Source organism: Marinobacter iranensis, from assembly GCF_029207565.1.
GTDB lineage: Bacteria > Pseudomonadota > Gammaproteobacteria > Pseudomonadales > Oleiphilaceae > Marinobacter > Marinobacter iranensis.
On sequence record NZ_JANCMW010000002.1, the window covers coordinates 533193 to 549617 of the forward strand.

Here is a 16425-nt window from a genome sequence, read left to right on the forward strand (position 1 = left end):
CTCTAGCCACAGGATTCAGGAGAAAGCTATGACTGGTCATATTCTGAAAGCACTAAGCATCCGTGAGATGGCCCGGGGTCCATTCGAGAACTCCGAGAAGGCAGAAAATACTGGAAACTGGCAGCACTGGCACCTTGACCGGAGCAGCGATGACGTTGCCTGGCTGATCTTTGACAAGAAGGATGCCGGAGCGAATGTTCTTTCTGCCAGGGTCCTTGAAGAGCTCGGCGAAATTGTCGGAGAGCTTGAGAGCAAACCACCAAAGGGACTGGTATTGCGCTCCACCAAGCCCACAGGCTTTTGCCTCGGGGCGGATATCTCGGAATTCACCGAGCTCAAGTCAGAATCCGAGGTGGCTGAAAAGCTGACCCGGGCTCATGAAGTGGTTGACCGGTTTGAGGCATTGTCGTGTCCCACTATCGCGGTTGTCCACGGCTCCTGCCTGGGTGGTGGCCTGGAACTGGCCCTGGCGTGTGATTACCGGTTTGCCATTCCGGGCGCCAAACTGGGATTCCCCGAAGTGCAACTGGGCCTGCATCCGGGCCTGGGCGGTACCGCCCGTTTCACCAAACTGGTGGACCCCATTGAAGCCATGACCATGATGCTGACCGGCAAGACAGCTCCCCATGGCAAGGCCAAAAAGCTGGGGCTGGTGGACCAGGTATTGGAAGAGCGCCATGTTGAAGCAGCTGTTGCTGCGGTGATTGCCGGCGATATTGAACAGAGCAGCAATGGCATACGTGGCCGCGTGCTTTCCACCAAGCCGGCCAGGCAGCTGGAAACCCGCCAGATGCGCTCGCAGAGTGCCAAAAAGGCGCCCCCTCAGCATTACCCCGCCCCTGAGGCACTGATTGAGTTGTGGGAAGACCACGGCGGGGATTCCGGCCCTGCCATGCGTAAGGCTGAAATCGACTCATTCGCAAGGCTGATGATGACCGACACCTCACGTAACCTGGTGAAGGTGTTCTTCCTGCGTGAAAAAATGAAAGGCCTGACCCGCACCGGGGCGGAACCGGTCAAGCATGTGCACGTCGTCGGTGCTGGTGAGATGGGGGCTGATATCGCCGGTTGGTGTGCCTTCCAGGGCTTGAGCGTCACCCTCTTTGATATGGAGACGGAAAAGTTGGCGGAAGCGGTGAAAAAACTGTCCGGCCTGTGTGAGAAGAAACACCGCTCGGAAGCCCAGCGCCGGGATATCCTGGATCGCTTGACACCGGATTTCGCCAACCAGGGCGTTGAACGCGCCGACCTGGTGATTGAGGCGGTGCCCGAGAAGGTTGAGCTCAAGCAGAAAATCTATGAAGAGGTGGAACCCCGACTGAAACAGGGCGCTATCCTGGCCACCAATACCTCCAGTATTCCGCTCGAAAGTCTGGGCGAGAAGCTCAAGGACCCGCAGCGCCTGGTTGGTTTGCATTTCTTCAATCCGGTAGCCCTGATGCCGCTGGTTGAGGTCGTCAGGCACGACAAGGCCGATGAAACCGTGCTGAACCGTGCCCGGGCCTTTGTTGGCCAGATTGACCGCTTACCGGCACCGGTCGATACCGCGCCTGGCTTCCTGGTGAATCGGGCACTGACTCCCTACCTGGTGGAAGCCATGGTCATGCTGGATGAAGGCGTTGCCGCCGAGAGCATCGACCGGGTGGCGGAAGAGTTTGGCATGCCCATGGGGCCGATAGAGCTGGCCGACCAGGTTGGCCTGGACATTTGCCTCAGCGTGGCCAACATGTTGCGCGACCGGCTGGATACCGAGTTGCCGCCGGCGCCGGACTGGCTCAAACAGAAGGTTGAGGATGGCCAGTTGGGCAAGAAAACCGGAGAAGGCCTGTACCAGTGGAAGAAAGGCAAGGCCGACAAGCGGGACAAAACGAAGGCAGCCCCGGACGACACCCTCGACCGGCTACTGTTGCCCATGCTGAATGCCTGCATGGCCTGCCTGCGGGAGGGCGTAATCGAGGATGAATCCCTGGTGGACGGGGCAATGATCTTCGGTACCGGCTTTGCCCCCTTCCGTGGCGGCCCCATGAACTATGCCCATGAGCGGGGCATGGATGACGTCCGGAAGTCACTGGAAACCCTGGCGAATAACCATGGAGACCGGTTCAGGCCGGATGAGAGTATCCGTAATCGAGGAGCTTCCCATGGCTAATGGCGAGCAGCGATCCGAGCGTCGAGATCACCAGTCGCAGGACGATCAACACCAGCGCAGGCCCCTTGACCCGTTGTCCGAGTCGGGGCAGCAGAATGAGCCACCTCAGTGGAGCCGGGTGTTGCAGTTCCTGTTGCTGGCTTTCCTGATTTTCTATGTCATCCAGTTGGTATCGCAATCCGGCTCTTCGGAGATCACCTACAACGAATTCAAGGATAGGGTTACGGCAGGGGACGTGGCGGAAGTGACCATTGAAGGCCACAAGGTAACCGGGATGATGAAATCTGCCGGGGATTCAGAGAGCCCTACGGGCCAACAGGTGTTCCGTACCCACATCCCCGAGGTTGGTGACACTGGAATAGTCAACCTGCTTGAGCAGAACGGCGTCCCCATCACCGCCAAGGAGTCGGGTCCCGATATATTGTCCCGTCTGCTGGTCAGCTTTCTGCCCTGGCTGATTATTATTGGTCTGATTATTTTCTTCTGGCAACGGATGCAGCGTCAGATGGGCGGCCAGCAGGCCGGGGGGCTGTTCAGCATGGGCAAATCCAAAGCCAGGCGGTTCCGCGTTGATGAGCCGCGCAAAACCTTTCATGATATTGCCGGTGCGGACAGCGCCAAGAAAGACCTGGCCGAGATTGTGGATTACCTGAAAAACCCATCCTTCTACCAGCGCCTGGGCGCCAAGTTACCCCGGGGCCTGCTGATGGTAGGGGCACCCGGTACCGGGAAAACCCTGATGGCAAGGGCGGTGGCCGGCGAGGCCAATGTTCCCTTCTTCTCCATTTCCGGTTCCGAATTCATTGAGATGTTTGTGGGGGTGGGCGCATCCCGGGTGCGCAACATGTTTGAGGAAGCCCGCAAGGAATCGCCTGCCATCATCTTCATTGACGAACTGGATGCCATCGGCCGCTCGCGCGGGGCGGGTGTTGGCGGTGGTCATGATGAACGTGAACAGACGCTGAACCAGATCCTGTCCGAAATGGACGGTTTTTCAGCCCATGAAGCCGTGGTGGTGATTGCCGCCACCAACCGGCCCGATGTGCTGGACCCGGCCCTGCTGCGCCCTGGTCGTTTTGACCGCAAGGTCACCCTGGACCGCCCCCATAAGCGGGCCCGTGAAATGATTCTGGATATCCACACCCGAACCATGCCGCTGAACGACGATGTGGACCTCTCTGCCGTGGCTCGCAGAACGGTCGGGTTTGCCGGCGCCGACCTGGAGAACCTGGCCAATGAGGCTGCCCTGTTCGCTGGCCGGGACAATAGCAAGGTCGTGCGGATGCGGCACTTTGACCAGGCACGGGACAAGGTGTTGATGGGCGCTGAACGTGAGCAAAGCCTCAGCGATGAAGAGAAGCGTGTGATTGCCTTCCACGAATCCGGCCATGCGCTGACAGCCCTGCTGTTTCCCAAGGCGGACCCTCTGGAGAAGGTCACCATCATCCCCCGCGGTCGTGCCCTGGGCCTGACCGAACAGGCCCCGGATGAAGAGCGCCTGAACATGACAGCGAGTTATGCCCGGGACCGTATCGCGGTCATGCTGGGCGGGCGGGCGTCTGAACGGCTGATTTTCAATGAGGTAAGCAGCGGAGCCGAGAACGACATCGAACAGGCCACCAAACTGGCTCGCCGGATGGTCTCCCGCTGGGGTATGAGTGAGGTCATTGGCCCCATGTCGGTCAGCTCGAGTCAGGAGGAGGTATTCCTGGGTCATGAAATCTCCCGCGAGCGTGACTTCAGCGAAGCAACGGCGGAGAAAATTGACGACGAAGTCAGGAAACTGATCACCAGTATCGAACAGGAAGTGAACAAACGACTGAAAGATAACCGGGAGCAACTGGAACGGTTGGCCAACACCCTGCTTGAGGAAGAAACCCTTGAGGCCAGTGACATTGATTCACTGCTGGATATCAAGGCCATGCACGAAGACATGGACAAAAAGGAGGCCTGACCCTGGTCAACGAACAGCATGCTCAGGAGGCAGAGGATGACATCACCAATTCGGAAAAAACGTGTTTCGCTGGATAAGGTGCGGCGTTACCTTGAGCCAGGCCCCGTTGTACTGGTTTCCTCTGCCTGGGAGGGCCAGCGGAACATCATGACCATGGGATGGCACACTGTCATGGCCTTTTCGCCTTCTCTGGTCGGGTGCATGATTTCTGCGGGCAACCACAGTTTTGAGATGGTTCGCCGTAGCCGTGAATGTGTGATTAACCTCCCCACGTTTGAGTTGACCGACCAGGTGATTGGCATTGGCAATACCAGCGGCGCTACCATCGATAAGTTTGATCATTTCGGCTTGTCCGCCGGCACCTCTGAGGAGGTAGCGGCACCACTGGTCAACGAGTGCTACGCGAATTTCGAATGCCGGCTGGTGGATGACAGCCTGGTGGACCGCTATGGCTTTTTCGTGTGGGAAGTGGTCAATGCCAAAGCGGAGCCCTCACCAGAGTATCCGGAAACCCTCCACTACACGGGTGACGGTGTGTTTATAGTGGCTGGTAAGGTTATTGACCGGCGCGAACAGTTTCTGCCCCAGATGCTGTAACCCGGGAGCTTTGCCGTGACGACAGCTGCCAGCTCGGTCCAATTGGCAGGGCTCCTTGCGCTACTCAGGATCTAAACGTCAACGTTTACGTGTTTTTTACGATTCCCGGGTGCCCGTTTCGTTTACATCCTTCTAGTATGGAAGGTCAGGAGTGTATAAACGGGAGGGAAGGTATGCGTGTGTCGTTGTCAATAAGAGTGCTGATGCTCATGATGCTGCCGGGCCTGGCTGCCTTGCCGGGTGTCGCCAACGGCGCCTTTCGCTGCGGAACGTCACTGGTGGATGTCGGCGACTGGCCGGTGGAAGTCGAAGAACGGTGCGGGGCGCCGGACTATGTGGCTACCTATCCGACCGCCACCGTTCCGGGTGTAGGTGTAGTGGGCGAGGTTGAGCACTGGTATTACAACCCCGGGCCTCAGGGCTTCATCCGCCGTCTTGAGTTCCGTGATGGCGAGCTTAAGCGTGAGAGCAGCCTGGGTTATGGGTTTGCAGGCGACAGCGCAGGCGACTGCTCCCCGGTGCGACTGCAGGATGGGCTCAGTGAGTTCGAAATGGTGGCCTATTGCGGCGAACCTATCTCCAGGCGGGTGACCTGGGAAACGGTTGGCCGTGGATCAATGGCTGTAGGCCATTACCGGCCCAAAACCCTGGTGCCCGTGGAAGAGTGGTTGTATGAAACCGGCAAGAGCCAGTTTCGCCGGATTGTCACCTTGCGCAATGGCCGTATCACCCAGGTCGAGACTACGAAAAAGCCCCAATAATGCATCGGGGCTCTCGGATTATTCCATTATGATTTTTGGCATGTCTTGCCCGGAGGCTGGCGCTTCTGCTGATGAGCGGGCAGGTAGGAAACGGGATTGGTCATGGTCATATCTCCGGTTATTGTTCCACGAACGCGCGTTCAATCACGTAGTCGCCGGCCTCGCCCTGCTGGGGCGAGGCCTGAAACCCGAGGCTGTCGAGCATGGCGGACAGGTCTTTCAGCATGGCGGGGCTGCCGCAGAGCATGACCCGGTCGGTGTCTGCGTTCAGTTGCGGCAGGCCGGTATCCTTGGCCAACTGGCCGGATTCAATCAGGGTGGTAATGCGGCCTTCGTTGCGGAAAGGCTCCCGGGTCACGGTGGGGTAGTAGATCAGCTTGTCGCCGATGATCTCCGCCAGGAACTCGTGGCCGGGTAGCTCGCTGGTCAGATAGTCGTGGTAGGCCAGCTCGCTGACTTCGCGTACGCAATGCACCAGTACCACCTTGTCAAAACGGTCGTAGGTTTCCGGGTCGCGAATAATGCTCATGAACGGGGCCAGGCCCGTACCGGTGCCAAACAGATAGAGGTTCTTGCCGGGATTGAGGTCGTGCATCACCAGGGTGCCCACCGGCTTGCGGCTGACAAACAGCGAGTCGCCTTCCTGGATATGCTGCAGACGGGAGGTCAAAGGGCCATTTGGTACCTTGATGCTGAGAAACTCCAGATACTCTTCATGGTTGGCGCTGACAATGCTGTAGGCACGGAGCAGCGGCTTGCCGTCGACCGGTAGGCCGATCATCACGAAGTGGCCGTTCTCAAAACGCAGGCTCTGATCGCGGGTGGTCCGGAAACTGAACAGGGTGTCGTTCCAGTGGCGGACGCTGATGACGCTTTCGGTTCCAAGTGTAGCCATGGGGTATTCCTCCGTATAGGCTAATTGTAGTAAATATCAGGGCAGTTCGCGCAGGAAGGCCCAAGGGGACAGGCCCCGGTAATGGCCGTGAAAGTGGTTCATGAGGGTTTCCGGAGGAATGACGATGGCCCGATTCAGTGATGGATTGCCCGCACCATCCGTACTGATGTTTGACTGGCATGGCACCCTCGTGGACACCCACGACGCCATGTTCAGTGCCATGGAAGAGATGTTGCCGCAACTGGAAGATCTGGGCCTGGTGGACAGGCTGCTGCCCGAAGACAAATGCCGCACATCCGATGACGCTCGCCTGGTGCGTTATATCCGGATATTCCGGCGTTTGCACCCCCGCATCCTGGCTGAGCGGCGGGTTTCCCGGACTGATATCTTCAACGCGATCTTTGGTGATGACAAAGACGCAAAACTGATTGCCCACAAGGCTTACAATAATTGCTACAGGAAATATTTTGGTAAGGTGCGGCCTTTCCAGCAGGGCGCCTACGAGTACCTGACAGCCCTGAAGGAAATGGGCATCCGGCTGGCGGTATCCACCAACCGCAACCGGGAGTTCCTCGACAAGGAACTGGCCATGGTCGACGAGGGGCGTTGGCAGAATCTCTTCGATGCCACCGTCTGCGCCGATGACGTGACGGAGTACAAACCCGATCCGGAGGTGATTACACGCGTCCTTGAGAAGCTGGGCCTGCCGGTCGACGAACGGGCCTGGTATGTGGGCGACAGTTATGTGGACATGCTCACGGCCAACCGTGCCGGCGTGTCCGGTGTGTTCTACAACGGCGCCTGTTGGGAATCCGGGCGGATTGACAGCTGGTTCAGTTATCGCGATGCCCCTGCAGCCATCCTCGACAGCTTTGAGGATCTGATCAACCTGTTGGCACTGCTGGAGAGGCAGCAGCCGGACGCCTTTCGGGCAACGCCGGCGGAAGTCCGGCCCAGGCCATATCCGCGCCCCGAGCCACCGCAGCCACGGATTGAGCCGGACTGGCATCCTGCTGTCGTCAGCCTGATCCGGCCTTCGGTGATGTTGTTCGACTGGCACGCCACGCTGGTGGATACCCTGGACGCCATGTACCACGCCGTGGACGACATGTTTCCGGAGTTTGAGGAGCTCGGTCTGGTTAGCCGTATGCTGGCACCAGAAGACAGCAAGACACCGGAAGATGCCCGGTTAGTGGCTTACGTGCGCGAATTTGCCAAACTCCATCCCAAGGTGCGCGCCGACCGGAAAATTTCACGCACGGATATCTTTGAAGTGCTGTTTGGTGAGGATCAGGACGCAAAACAGATCGCCCATAAGGTGTTCAACCGTCACTACCGGGAGCATTACGGGACGGTGAAAGCCTTTGAACCGAAGGTGAGGGCGGTGCTTGAGGGGCTGCGGCGCATTGGCATCCAGGTGGGGGTGATCACCAATCGCGACCGGGAGTTTTTCGAGCACGAACTGGCTGCGGTGGAAGACACCGGCTGGACCCACCTGTTTGATGTGGATGTGTGCGGTGATGACACACCCCTGAGAAAGCCTCATCCGGACCAGCTTTACCTGGCGGTGCAGAAGCTGGATTACCCGCCAGACCCGAGCGTGTGGTACGTGGGCGACAGCACCACGGACGTGATTGCCGCCAAGCGTGCCGGTATGACAGCGGTGTTCTTCAATGGGGCACAATGGGATCTGCCCTGGTTGAACCGGATTTTCCCGGGCACGCACAAGCACCCGGACAAGCCGGATGTGGTGGTCAATGACTTTTCCGAGTTCTGGGCACTGGTGCTGGCCTGTGAGATCGGGCCGCCGTGAAGTCAGTGACTCTTGCGATTTACCAGTGCGTTTTCAATATCCAGTCCAAGTGCAAGGATACCTTTTGGAACACCGTCTGAAACCGGGCCCACCGGCGCGCTGACTGTTATCTGGAAACGTGAGGTGGAGGCGTCGTAGCGAATGTCTGATATGAAAATTGTATTCTGGCCCGCCAACCCGGCCCGGATATTCTCCAGTACCTGAGTGAATTTGGGTTCATCGCCCTGCCAGTAATCCGATGTGAGCTGGCTTATGGCCGCGAGAGTCCCCATGTTATTCGTTAAAAGTGCCTCGGTAACCAGTTCCCGGTGTGTCAGCTTCCATGCGTGCAGGGCTCTTGAACCGGGCAATGCAAGGATGGTGTTTGCAAGTTCGGTTGCCTTATCCGGTGCCAACGCCTGCCATTTGCTGTCGAAGGTCAGCACATCGGTCAGGGTTTCCATGCGTGGGCCGGCATCAATGGCCTGCTGCAGGTTGAGGATACTGTCAATTTCGCTGAACAGCTGTTCGGCCAGCGCCCTGATACGTACTTCCTCCTCGGCAGAGAGGGTAACCTGGCCTTCCATGCAGGCGGGTAGATAGCGGTTAAAGGTTGAAAGGAAATCCGGATTGTTGGCCGTGAAATTCTCACTCATATAGAGATACAGGGGTGCGTAGCGTAGAAAATGTGCAGTCAGTTCCCCGTAGCCCGGCTCATCGGGGGTATGCAGCCCTGTCATGGCCCGTTCGTCCATCAGTGCGGCATCGATTCGCCCACGCTCGAGAAGGGCTGGTAACTGGCTTGGTGATGAAACACTGATGAAAATGTTATAACCATTGGCTTCCAGCCAGGCTTTCTCGTTGCTACCGTCAACGACGCCGATACGAGCAGTGTCCGGAATTGGACCGGGTTGTGTGGTGAAGAAATACCATTTTTCAAGGGACACCGGGTCGCTTTGTTTTGCCGTTGTATCGAGCTCTGTGGAAGGATCTATGGCAAAGTAACCGTCGATCAGGTTGCGGCGTAATGAATGTGCCGCCCTGTTTTGCGGCGCGATCCGGATGCGCGTTGACCACCCGGCCTGGCTGGCGGCGCAGTTGACAGTATCTATGGTCTCACCAGCCACGTAGGCAACACCATCGTCAGTCCGGGCAGCCACCTGGTAAGGCGGTGACTCAAAGGTAAACAGGTTGAGTGAGGGTGGCCGGGCGTGGCACAGGGAAATGGAAAACGTGCCTAAAATGCCCAGCGCCAGGGGCCGAAGATCCATGATGACCGTGTCATCCTTTTTGTTGACAATACCAATTGAAGACTAGCATTCGCCCGGGAGTTTTGCCTTACTTTGACTGACAAAGTCCGGACCTGTTCCTGCAAGTATGAATAACAAAAAAGGCCTGTGAATGACTGATGTAAGAGCGTCGATTCTCGTCGTGGACGACGATCATGCGATCCGCGAGTTGCTGCATGAACACCTGTCCCGTGTTGGCTACGATGTGCTGACCGCTGCTGAGGGCGATGGCATGCGACACCTGCTGGCGGAGACGCGGGTAGACCTGATTGTTCTCGACGTCATGCTGCCGGGGGATGATGGTTTTACCCTTTGCCGGGAGATCCGAGAGCATTCGCAGGTGCCTATCATCATGCTGACCGCGAGCTCGGATGAAACAGACCGGGTGGTTGGCCTGGAAATCGGTGCCGATGATTACCTGGCCAAGCCGTTCAGCGCCCGGGAGTTGCAGGCCAGGGTCAAGGCACTATTGCGGCGCTGCAGTTTTACCCGGGCAGACAATCCCCGGTTTGTGCGATTTGATCGCTGGCGGCTTGATACCCTGGCCCATGAGCTAGTCTCGGATCAGGGAGAAACCGCTCCATTATCTGGCGCGGACTTCGCGCTGCTGCAGCTCTTTCTCACCCATCCGAATGAAGTCCTGGACCGTGACACCATTTCCGGCGTTACAAGAGGGCGGGAATCCATGCCTCTGGACCGAGTGGTGGATGTGGCGGTCAGTCGTCTGCGCCAGCGCCTGGGGGACCGGGGCCGCAATCCCAGGCTAATCAAGACAGTGCGTGGGGCGGGGTATCTGCTGGCGGCAACGGTGACCCATGGAGCGGAATAATGTCGGAGCGGTTGAGGCCGGGCGCAAGGTCTGGCGCCTTGTGCCGTCGTCACTGCTGGGGCGCATCCTGCTGCTGACACTGTTGGCAATGGGCGTAGCCCAGGTGGTATCAAGCGTGATCTGGGTGGGCACATTCAGGGCCCAGCAGGTGGAAGGCCTGGTCAATACCACCCGCAATCTCGCCTCTTCAGCGGCGGCAACCGCACAGTTTTTCAAGTCCCTGCCGCTGGAATACCGGCATATCGTACTGGACCAGTTGAGGGATATGGGCGGCTCCCGCTTTTTTGTCTCCCTTAACGACAAACGCATCGAAATGCGCGCACTGCCAGACAGTGAGCGCAAACAACTGGTGACAAACGAAGTGGTGGCGGTGCTCAAAAGCCGACTGGGTAAGTCGATCAACATGCACGTTGAGTTTGTCCACCCTGACGATCTGAGAATCCTGAATACCCAATTGCCACTGGATGCGTTACCGAAATCCTGGGCTCACCATGCCCTGACGCTGGAGCCCATCAAACCACCGGTCCTGGTAACCCAGGTGGAGGTTGCCACGGGTGAATGGTTATATCTCGCTTCGTTGCTTCCGGCGCCCTATGTATCACTTGATGATGAAAGCATCCCTGGCCAGCAGATTGTCTTTATCCTGGTAATGATCGGTGTTTTATTTCCCGTGCTGGCATGGCTGGTGCGGCGCCAGACCCGGCCCTTGCATAAGCTCGCCAGGGCGGCACGGGATCTGCCTCTGGATGAGCACCGGCCGCCACTGCGTGAGCAGGGCAGTGCCGAAATTGTGGCGGTGACTCGGGGTTTCAATACCATGCACCGGCGCTTGCAAAATTACATCAGTGACCGGGATCAACTGTTTCGCGCAATCTCCCATGATCTGAAAACCCCGATAACAAGGCTCCGTCTGCGCGCTGATCTCATCGATGATGCAGACCTGCGGGAGCGGCTCGAGAGCGACCTTCAGGAGTTGGAGTTGCTGGTGAAAGGGGCCCTGCAGAGCATGAAGGACACCGACATCCATGAGAACGTAGAGCTGGTGGATATTGATGGCATGTTGCGCAGAATGGCGGACGCCTATATGGGCGATAGCCCCCGTGTTGTGGTAGAGGGGGGATGTGCTGCTTACAGGGGCAAACCCCTTGCGCTGAAGCGCTGCCTGGGAAATCTGGTGGACAACGCCATCAAGTACGGTAATGCGGCGACCATCTGCGTGGAAGATTCTCATGAACAGTTAACCATCCATGTAAGGGATTATGGCCCGGGTATTCCCGAGGCAGAGCTTGACCGGATTTTCGAGCCTTACTACCGACTTGGTCAGGAGCACAGGCGAGGCCATGGCCTGGGTCTCGGTATTGCCCGCAATATTGCACAGAGCCATGGGGGCGACCTCGATATCGCCAACTGGCCGGGCGGCGGCCTGGACGTGACTCTTACGCTCCCCCGGCATTGATGGTTGGGGATTGAAAGACCGATGTAACAATCGTGTTACATCGGTCTTTCAGTTTGATACGTTCCTGTTCCTACTATTGCCATAGACTCCGATATTGCTAATACAAAAAAAACAAGGAGTCATCATGAATACCAATAAAACGTGTCGTTCTGCCCTGACCATGGGCGCCAAGCCTGTCAACCTGCTTACGGCAGCCGTAGGTGTGGTTTCATTGGGACTGATTGCCGGCCAGGCGCATGGCCAGGAAAGCGTTGAAGAGCGCCTGTCCGCCCTGGAACAACAACTGGCAGAGGTTGAACCCCATGCGCGGGGCGAGCAGGGTTTCTCCTTCAACACCTACGCCCGCTCCGGATTGCTGCTCAACAGCGATGGCAAAAGTGCGCCAGGCGGCCCCTACCTGACACCGGCTGGCTCCGTTGGCGGGGCAGTGGGGCGTCTGGGTAACGAGCCGGACACATACCTGGAAGCCATCCTCAACTACAAGAGCGTGGCAGATAACGGCACCAAGGCCCACTACCGCCTGATGATTGCCGATTCCACCACTTCCAGCAACGACTGGACCGCCGGGGATGGCGCCCTGAACGTGCGCCAGGCCTACGTGGAATTCAGCAACCTGGCCAGTTTCACCGGCATTTTCGAGGATTCTTCCATCTGGGCCGGCAAGCGCTTTGACCGGGACCTTAACTTTGATATCCACTGGCTCGACAGCGATATCGTCTTCCTGGGGGGCACCGGTGCCGGTATCTACGATGTGGCCTTCAGTGAGTCGATGAAATCCAACTTCTCACTGTATGGACGCAGCTTCCTGGACTTTCCCTCCGACCCCAGCACCACGGATGGTACCTCGGACACCGACAACCTGATCCTTACTGCCAATAACTATTTTGGCAATGTCGAGTGGCTGATCAACGGCATGTCCGCCGCGGATAACGATGAGCGTGTGGTCGGGGGTGTTATGGAAGCTGCCGACACCGGTGTGCACACTATGCTGGCCTATCACGGCGACAGCTTTTTCGGAGTATCCGACGGTAGTTTCAAGGTAGCACTGCTGCATGGTCGAGGCCTGGGTGCGGAAGTCAAGAACATCGGCGCCGATGGCAACCTGCACGAAGACGCGGCCAGTACCCGTGTGGCTGCCTATGGCACCACCCGATTGGGTGATCGCTGGCGTATCGCCCCTGCGATCCTGGCGGAAACCAGCAAGGACCGTTATGTGGAAGGGGACGAATACCAGTGGCTCACCTTCAGCACCCGCCTGGCGAACGAACTGGGCGCCAACTTCGAGATGCAGTACGAGGCCTCCTGGCAGGTGATGGACCTGAAAGCCGAAGGCTACGAAGGGCGTGGTGACGTGGATGGGGACTATGCCCGTTTCACCGTTGCACCGACCTTCAAGCCGCAAGTAGGCGGATTTTGGAACCGCCCGGAAATCCGTGTGTTTGCCAGCTACTCCACCTGGGACGACGAGCTTAACCGTTTTGACGGCGGCGATGCGCTGGGCCAGGAAGACTTTGGCGGCAGCCAGTGGACCTTTGGAACCCAGATGGAAATCTGGTTCTGATATCGAATCGGGTCTTCACAACAAAAACAAGGAGTCTTTATGAAAACGTTCAAGCGTCATCTTACAGCCCTGGCGGTTTCTGCCGCCTTGATGCCAACAGCGGCCGTTCAGGCAGGTGAAGTCGAGGTTCTGCACTGGTGGACTGCCGGTGGCGAAGCTCGGGCCGCGGCGGCCCTGAAAAAAATGATGGAAGAGCAGGGCCATACCTGGAAGGACTTTGCGGTGGCCGGTGGCGGTGGCGAGGCCGCCATGACCGTGCTGAAAACCCGCGCCGTCTCCGGTAACCCGCCGGCTGCGGCCCAGATCAAGGGCCTGGATATTCGTGAGTGGGCGGAACTGGGCTTTCTGACCAGCCTGGACAGCGTTGCCGAATCCGAGAACTGGGACCAACTCATTCCGCCAATGATCGCCGACATCATGAAGTACGAAGGTGAATACGTGGCGGTGCCGGTGAACGTGCACCGGGTGAACTGGTTGTGGGTGAACCCGGAGGTCATGGAAGATGCCGGCGTTGAAGTCCCTACCACACTGGACGAGTTCTTCGAGGTGGCCGACAAGCTCAAGGCCGAGGGCTATATTCCCTTGGCGCACGGTGGCCAGCCCTGGCAGGACGCCACTGTGTTCGATGCCGTGGCTCTCGCTGAGCTGGGCCCGGATGATTATCGCAAGGCCTTTGTCGACCATGACATGGACGTGATTAACAGCGACAAGATGGAAGAGGTCTTCGCACAGTTCGCCAAGGTCATGAGCTACGTCGATGACGACGCCGCCGGACGGGACTGGAATACGGCCACTGGCATGGTGATTCGCGGTGAGGCTGCCATGCAGATCATGGGTGACTGGGCAAAGGGTGAATTTACCGCTGCGGGACTGACGCCAGGTGAAGACTATCTGTGCGCCCCAGCTCCGGGTACGGCCGGCCAGTTCACCTTTAACGTGGATTCCTTCGCCATGTTCAGGCTGTCAGAGGAGGAGGACGTCAAAGCGCAAAAAGATCTGGCGCGCACCATTCTGGAACCTGAATTCCAGACCCTGTTCAATCAGAACAAGGGCTCCATCCCGGTTCGTACCGACATGGACATGGGCGCGTTCGATAGCTGTGCCCAGGCGTCGATGGAGACGTTCAAGTCCAGCGCAGACGATGGCGGCCTGGTGCCGAGCTTCTCCCATGGCCTGGCGACCACCAGCTACATCCAGGGCCAGATCTTCGATGTGGTCACCAACTTCGTCAACTCCAACAACCCGGACCCGGCAAAAACCACGGACCAACTGGCAGCCGCCATACAGTCCGCCATGTAATGCCGCACCAGGCCGCCCGGCGGGCGGCCTTCGGGTTTTTTCGGGGAATTTTTCATGGAACACACTCAACGTCGCCCTGCCGGGGTGGCCAGGGCATCGTCTGGGCTGATGGATGCCCTGCAGCGCTGGCTGCCCAAACTGGTGGTGGCGCCAACCTTTATTCTCGTAGGCATTGGTATCTACGGCTACATGCTGTGGACAGGCGTGTTGTCGTTTACCAATTCCAGCTTTCTGCCCAGTTACGAATTCGTCGGCCTTGAGCAATACGCCAAGCTGATGGAGAGCGAACGCTGGTTAGTCGCGTCGTGGAATCTTGCGATTTTTGGCGGGCTATTCATAGGCATTTGCTTGCTGATTGGTGTGGTGCTGGCCATTTTTCTGGACCAGCGCATCCGCCAGGAAGGCGCCATCAGGACTATCTATCTCTACCCAATGGCACTGTCGATGATTGTAACGGGCACGGTCTGGCGGTGGATTCTGAATCCGAGCCTGGGGCTTGAAAAACTGATGCATGACTGGGGCTGGACTTCGTTCAGCTTCGACTGGCTGGTGGATTCCGATTTTGCCATCTACACCATTGTGATGGCTGCCGTCTGGCAGGCCTCCGGCTTTGTTATGGCCCTGTTTCTGGCCGGCCTGCGGGGTGTTGATTCATCCATCATTCGCGCTGCACGGGTTGACGGTGCCAGCCTGCCGGTCATCTACTGGAAAATCATCCTGCCCTCCCTGCGGCCGGTTTTCTTCAGTTCCGTGATGGTATTGGCCCACATAGCCATCAAGAGTTTTGACCTGGTGATGGCCATGACCTCTGGTGGGCCGGGCTATTCAACTGACCTGCCGGCAGTATTCATGTACGCCCATACCTTTACCCGTGGCCAGATGGGCCTGGGCTCTGCCAGCGCCATGTTGATGCTGGGTGCCATTCTCGCGCTGCTGGTGCCTTACCTGTATTCCGAACTGAGGGAGAAACGCCATGACTGACGTGGTTCGTACCGGCTTTCGCCCCAGCCGCATTGCCATCTATGGGGTGCTGCTCCTGGCTTGCCTGGTATACCTGATTCCACTGATCATTATGCTGATCACCAGCTTCAAGACACCCATGGATATTCGTACCGGCAACCTGCTGGCGCTGCCGACCGACTGGACGGCCGTGGGCTGGACCAAGGCCTGGTCCGAAGCCTGTACCGGTGTGCAATGTGAGGGCGTTAAAGGGTTCTTCTGGAATTCGTTCAAGATGACTGTGCCGGCGGTGCTGATTTCCACACTGCTGGGTGCCTTCAACGGTTACGTGTTGTCCAAGTGGAAGTTCCGAGGGTCGGACCTGATGTTCGGCATGTTGTTGTTTGGCTGCTTTGTGCCGTTCCAGGTTGTGCTGCTGCCAATGGCGGCCACTCTCGGCAAGCTGGGGCTGGCCAATACCACCGCCGGGCTGGTGCTGGTCCACGTGATTTACGGTGTGGCTTTCACCACGCTGTTTTTCCGCAACTATTACGTGGCCATTCCTGATGCCCTGGTGAAGGCGGCCCGGCTGGATGGCGCCGGCTTTTTCACTATCTTCTTCCGCATCCTGCTGCCCTTGTCCACGCCGATTTTCATGGTGTCGCTGATCTGGCAGTTCACCCAGATCTGGAACGACTTTCTGTTTGGTGTGGTCTTCGCCAGCGGGGACAGCCAGCCGATTACGGTAGCCCTGAACAATCTGGTGAACACCACCACCGGGGTGAAGGAATACAACGTGGATATGGCCGCCGCCATGATCGCCGCACTGCCAACACTGGTGGTGTACATCGTGGCAGGCAAGTACTTTATACGCGGCCTGACGGCCGGCTCGGTTAAAGGGTAG

At 58.0% G+C, this 16425-nt stretch carries 13 protein-coding genes; 11 read left to right on the forward strand and 2 right to left on the reverse strand.

Going from position 1 to position 16425, the window contains the following annotated elements; genetic code table 11:
• Positions 1-28 precede the first annotated feature (28 nt).
• From NLU14_RS05740 to NLU14_RS05755, 4 genes are all read left to right on the forward strand, one after another.
• Positions 29-2149 carry a 3-hydroxyacyl-CoA dehydrogenase NAD-binding domain-containing protein gene (locus tag NLU14_RS05740; RefSeq protein WP_275705221.1) on the forward strand — a complete coding sequence of 707 codons (2121 nt, stop codon included), beginning with the start codon at positions 29-31 and terminating at the stop codon, positions 2147-2149.
• The gene (gene ftsH, locus NLU14_RS05745) at positions 2142-4103 is read left to right on the forward strand and encodes an ATP-dependent zinc metalloprotease FtsH (RefSeq protein WP_275705222.1); all 1962 of its coding nucleotides are present in this window, start codon (positions 2142-2144) and stop codon (positions 4101-4103) included. Before NLU14_RS05740 ends, ftsH begins: the two co-directional genes overlap by 8 nt.
• 36 nt (positions 4104-4139) lie before the next feature.
• The gene (locus tag NLU14_RS05750) at positions 4140-4700 is read left to right on the forward strand and encodes a flavin reductase family protein (RefSeq protein WP_275705223.1); all 561 of its coding nucleotides are present in this window, start codon (positions 4140-4142) and stop codon (positions 4698-4700) included.
• 173 nt (positions 4701-4873) lie between these two features.
• Positions 4874-5461, forward strand: a complete 588-nt coding sequence (locus tag NLU14_RS05755; protein ID WP_275705224.1) for a DUF2845 domain-containing protein — start codon at positions 4874-4876, stop codon at positions 5459-5461.
• A 118-nt stretch (positions 5462-5579) separates the two neighbouring features.
• On the opposite strand, the gene NLU14_RS05760 is transcribed toward NLU14_RS05755, so the two are convergent.
• Positions 5580-6356 carry a ferredoxin--NADP reductase gene (locus NLU14_RS05760; protein WP_275705225.1) on the reverse strand — a complete coding sequence of 259 codons (777 nt, stop codon included), beginning with the start codon at positions 6354-6356 and terminating at the stop codon, positions 5580-5582.
• A 124-nt stretch (positions 6357-6480) separates the two neighbouring features.
• On the opposite strand from NLU14_RS05760, the gene NLU14_RS05765 reads away from it, so the two are divergent.
• Positions 6481-8169: an HAD family hydrolase gene (locus NLU14_RS05765; RefSeq protein ID WP_275705226.1), complete on the forward strand. Its 1689-nt coding sequence runs from the start codon at positions 6481-6483 to the stop codon at positions 8167-8169.
• Positions 8170-8171: 2 nt separating this feature from the next.
• Here the strand turns inward: NLU14_RS05765 and NLU14_RS05770 are convergent, their stop codons facing one another.
• A complete protein-coding gene (locus NLU14_RS05770; RefSeq protein ID WP_275705227.1) occupies positions 8172-9419 on the reverse strand; it encodes a type 2 periplasmic-binding domain-containing protein in 1248 nt (415 codons plus the stop codon).
• 130 nt (positions 9420-9549) lie between these two features.
• On the opposite strand from NLU14_RS05770, the gene NLU14_RS05775 reads away from it, so the two are divergent.
• From NLU14_RS05775 to NLU14_RS05800, 6 genes are all read left to right on the forward strand, one after another.
• Complete coding sequence (locus NLU14_RS05775) at positions 9550-10266, forward strand: response regulator (RefSeq protein WP_275705228.1); 717 nt, start codon at positions 9550-9552, stop codon at positions 10264-10266.
• The gene (locus tag NLU14_RS05780) at positions 10253-11722 is read left to right on the forward strand and encodes an ATP-binding protein (RefSeq protein ID WP_275705229.1); all 1470 of its coding nucleotides are present in this window, start codon (positions 10253-10255) and stop codon (positions 11720-11722) included. The genes NLU14_RS05775 and NLU14_RS05780 overlap by 14 nt, the downstream gene beginning before the upstream one ends.
• A 124-nt stretch (positions 11723-11846) precedes the next feature.
• Positions 11847-13283 (forward strand): carbohydrate porin, encoded by a 1437-nt coding sequence (locus tag NLU14_RS05785; RefSeq protein ID WP_275705230.1) that lies wholly within the window; start codon positions 11847-11849, stop codon positions 13281-13283.
• A 39-nt stretch (positions 13284-13322) separates the two neighbouring features.
• Entirely contained in the window at positions 13323-14582 is a 1260-nt protein-coding gene (locus NLU14_RS05790) for an ABC transporter substrate-binding protein (protein ID WP_275705231.1), read from the forward strand.
• Between the two features lie 54 nt (positions 14583-14636).
• A complete protein-coding gene (locus NLU14_RS05795; RefSeq protein ID WP_275705232.1) occupies positions 14637-15563 on the forward strand; it encodes a carbohydrate ABC transporter permease in 927 nt (308 codons plus the stop codon).
• A complete protein-coding gene (locus NLU14_RS05800; protein WP_275705233.1) occupies positions 15556-16425 on the forward strand; it encodes a carbohydrate ABC transporter permease in 870 nt (289 codons plus the stop codon). Before NLU14_RS05795 ends, NLU14_RS05800 begins: the two co-directional genes overlap by 8 nt.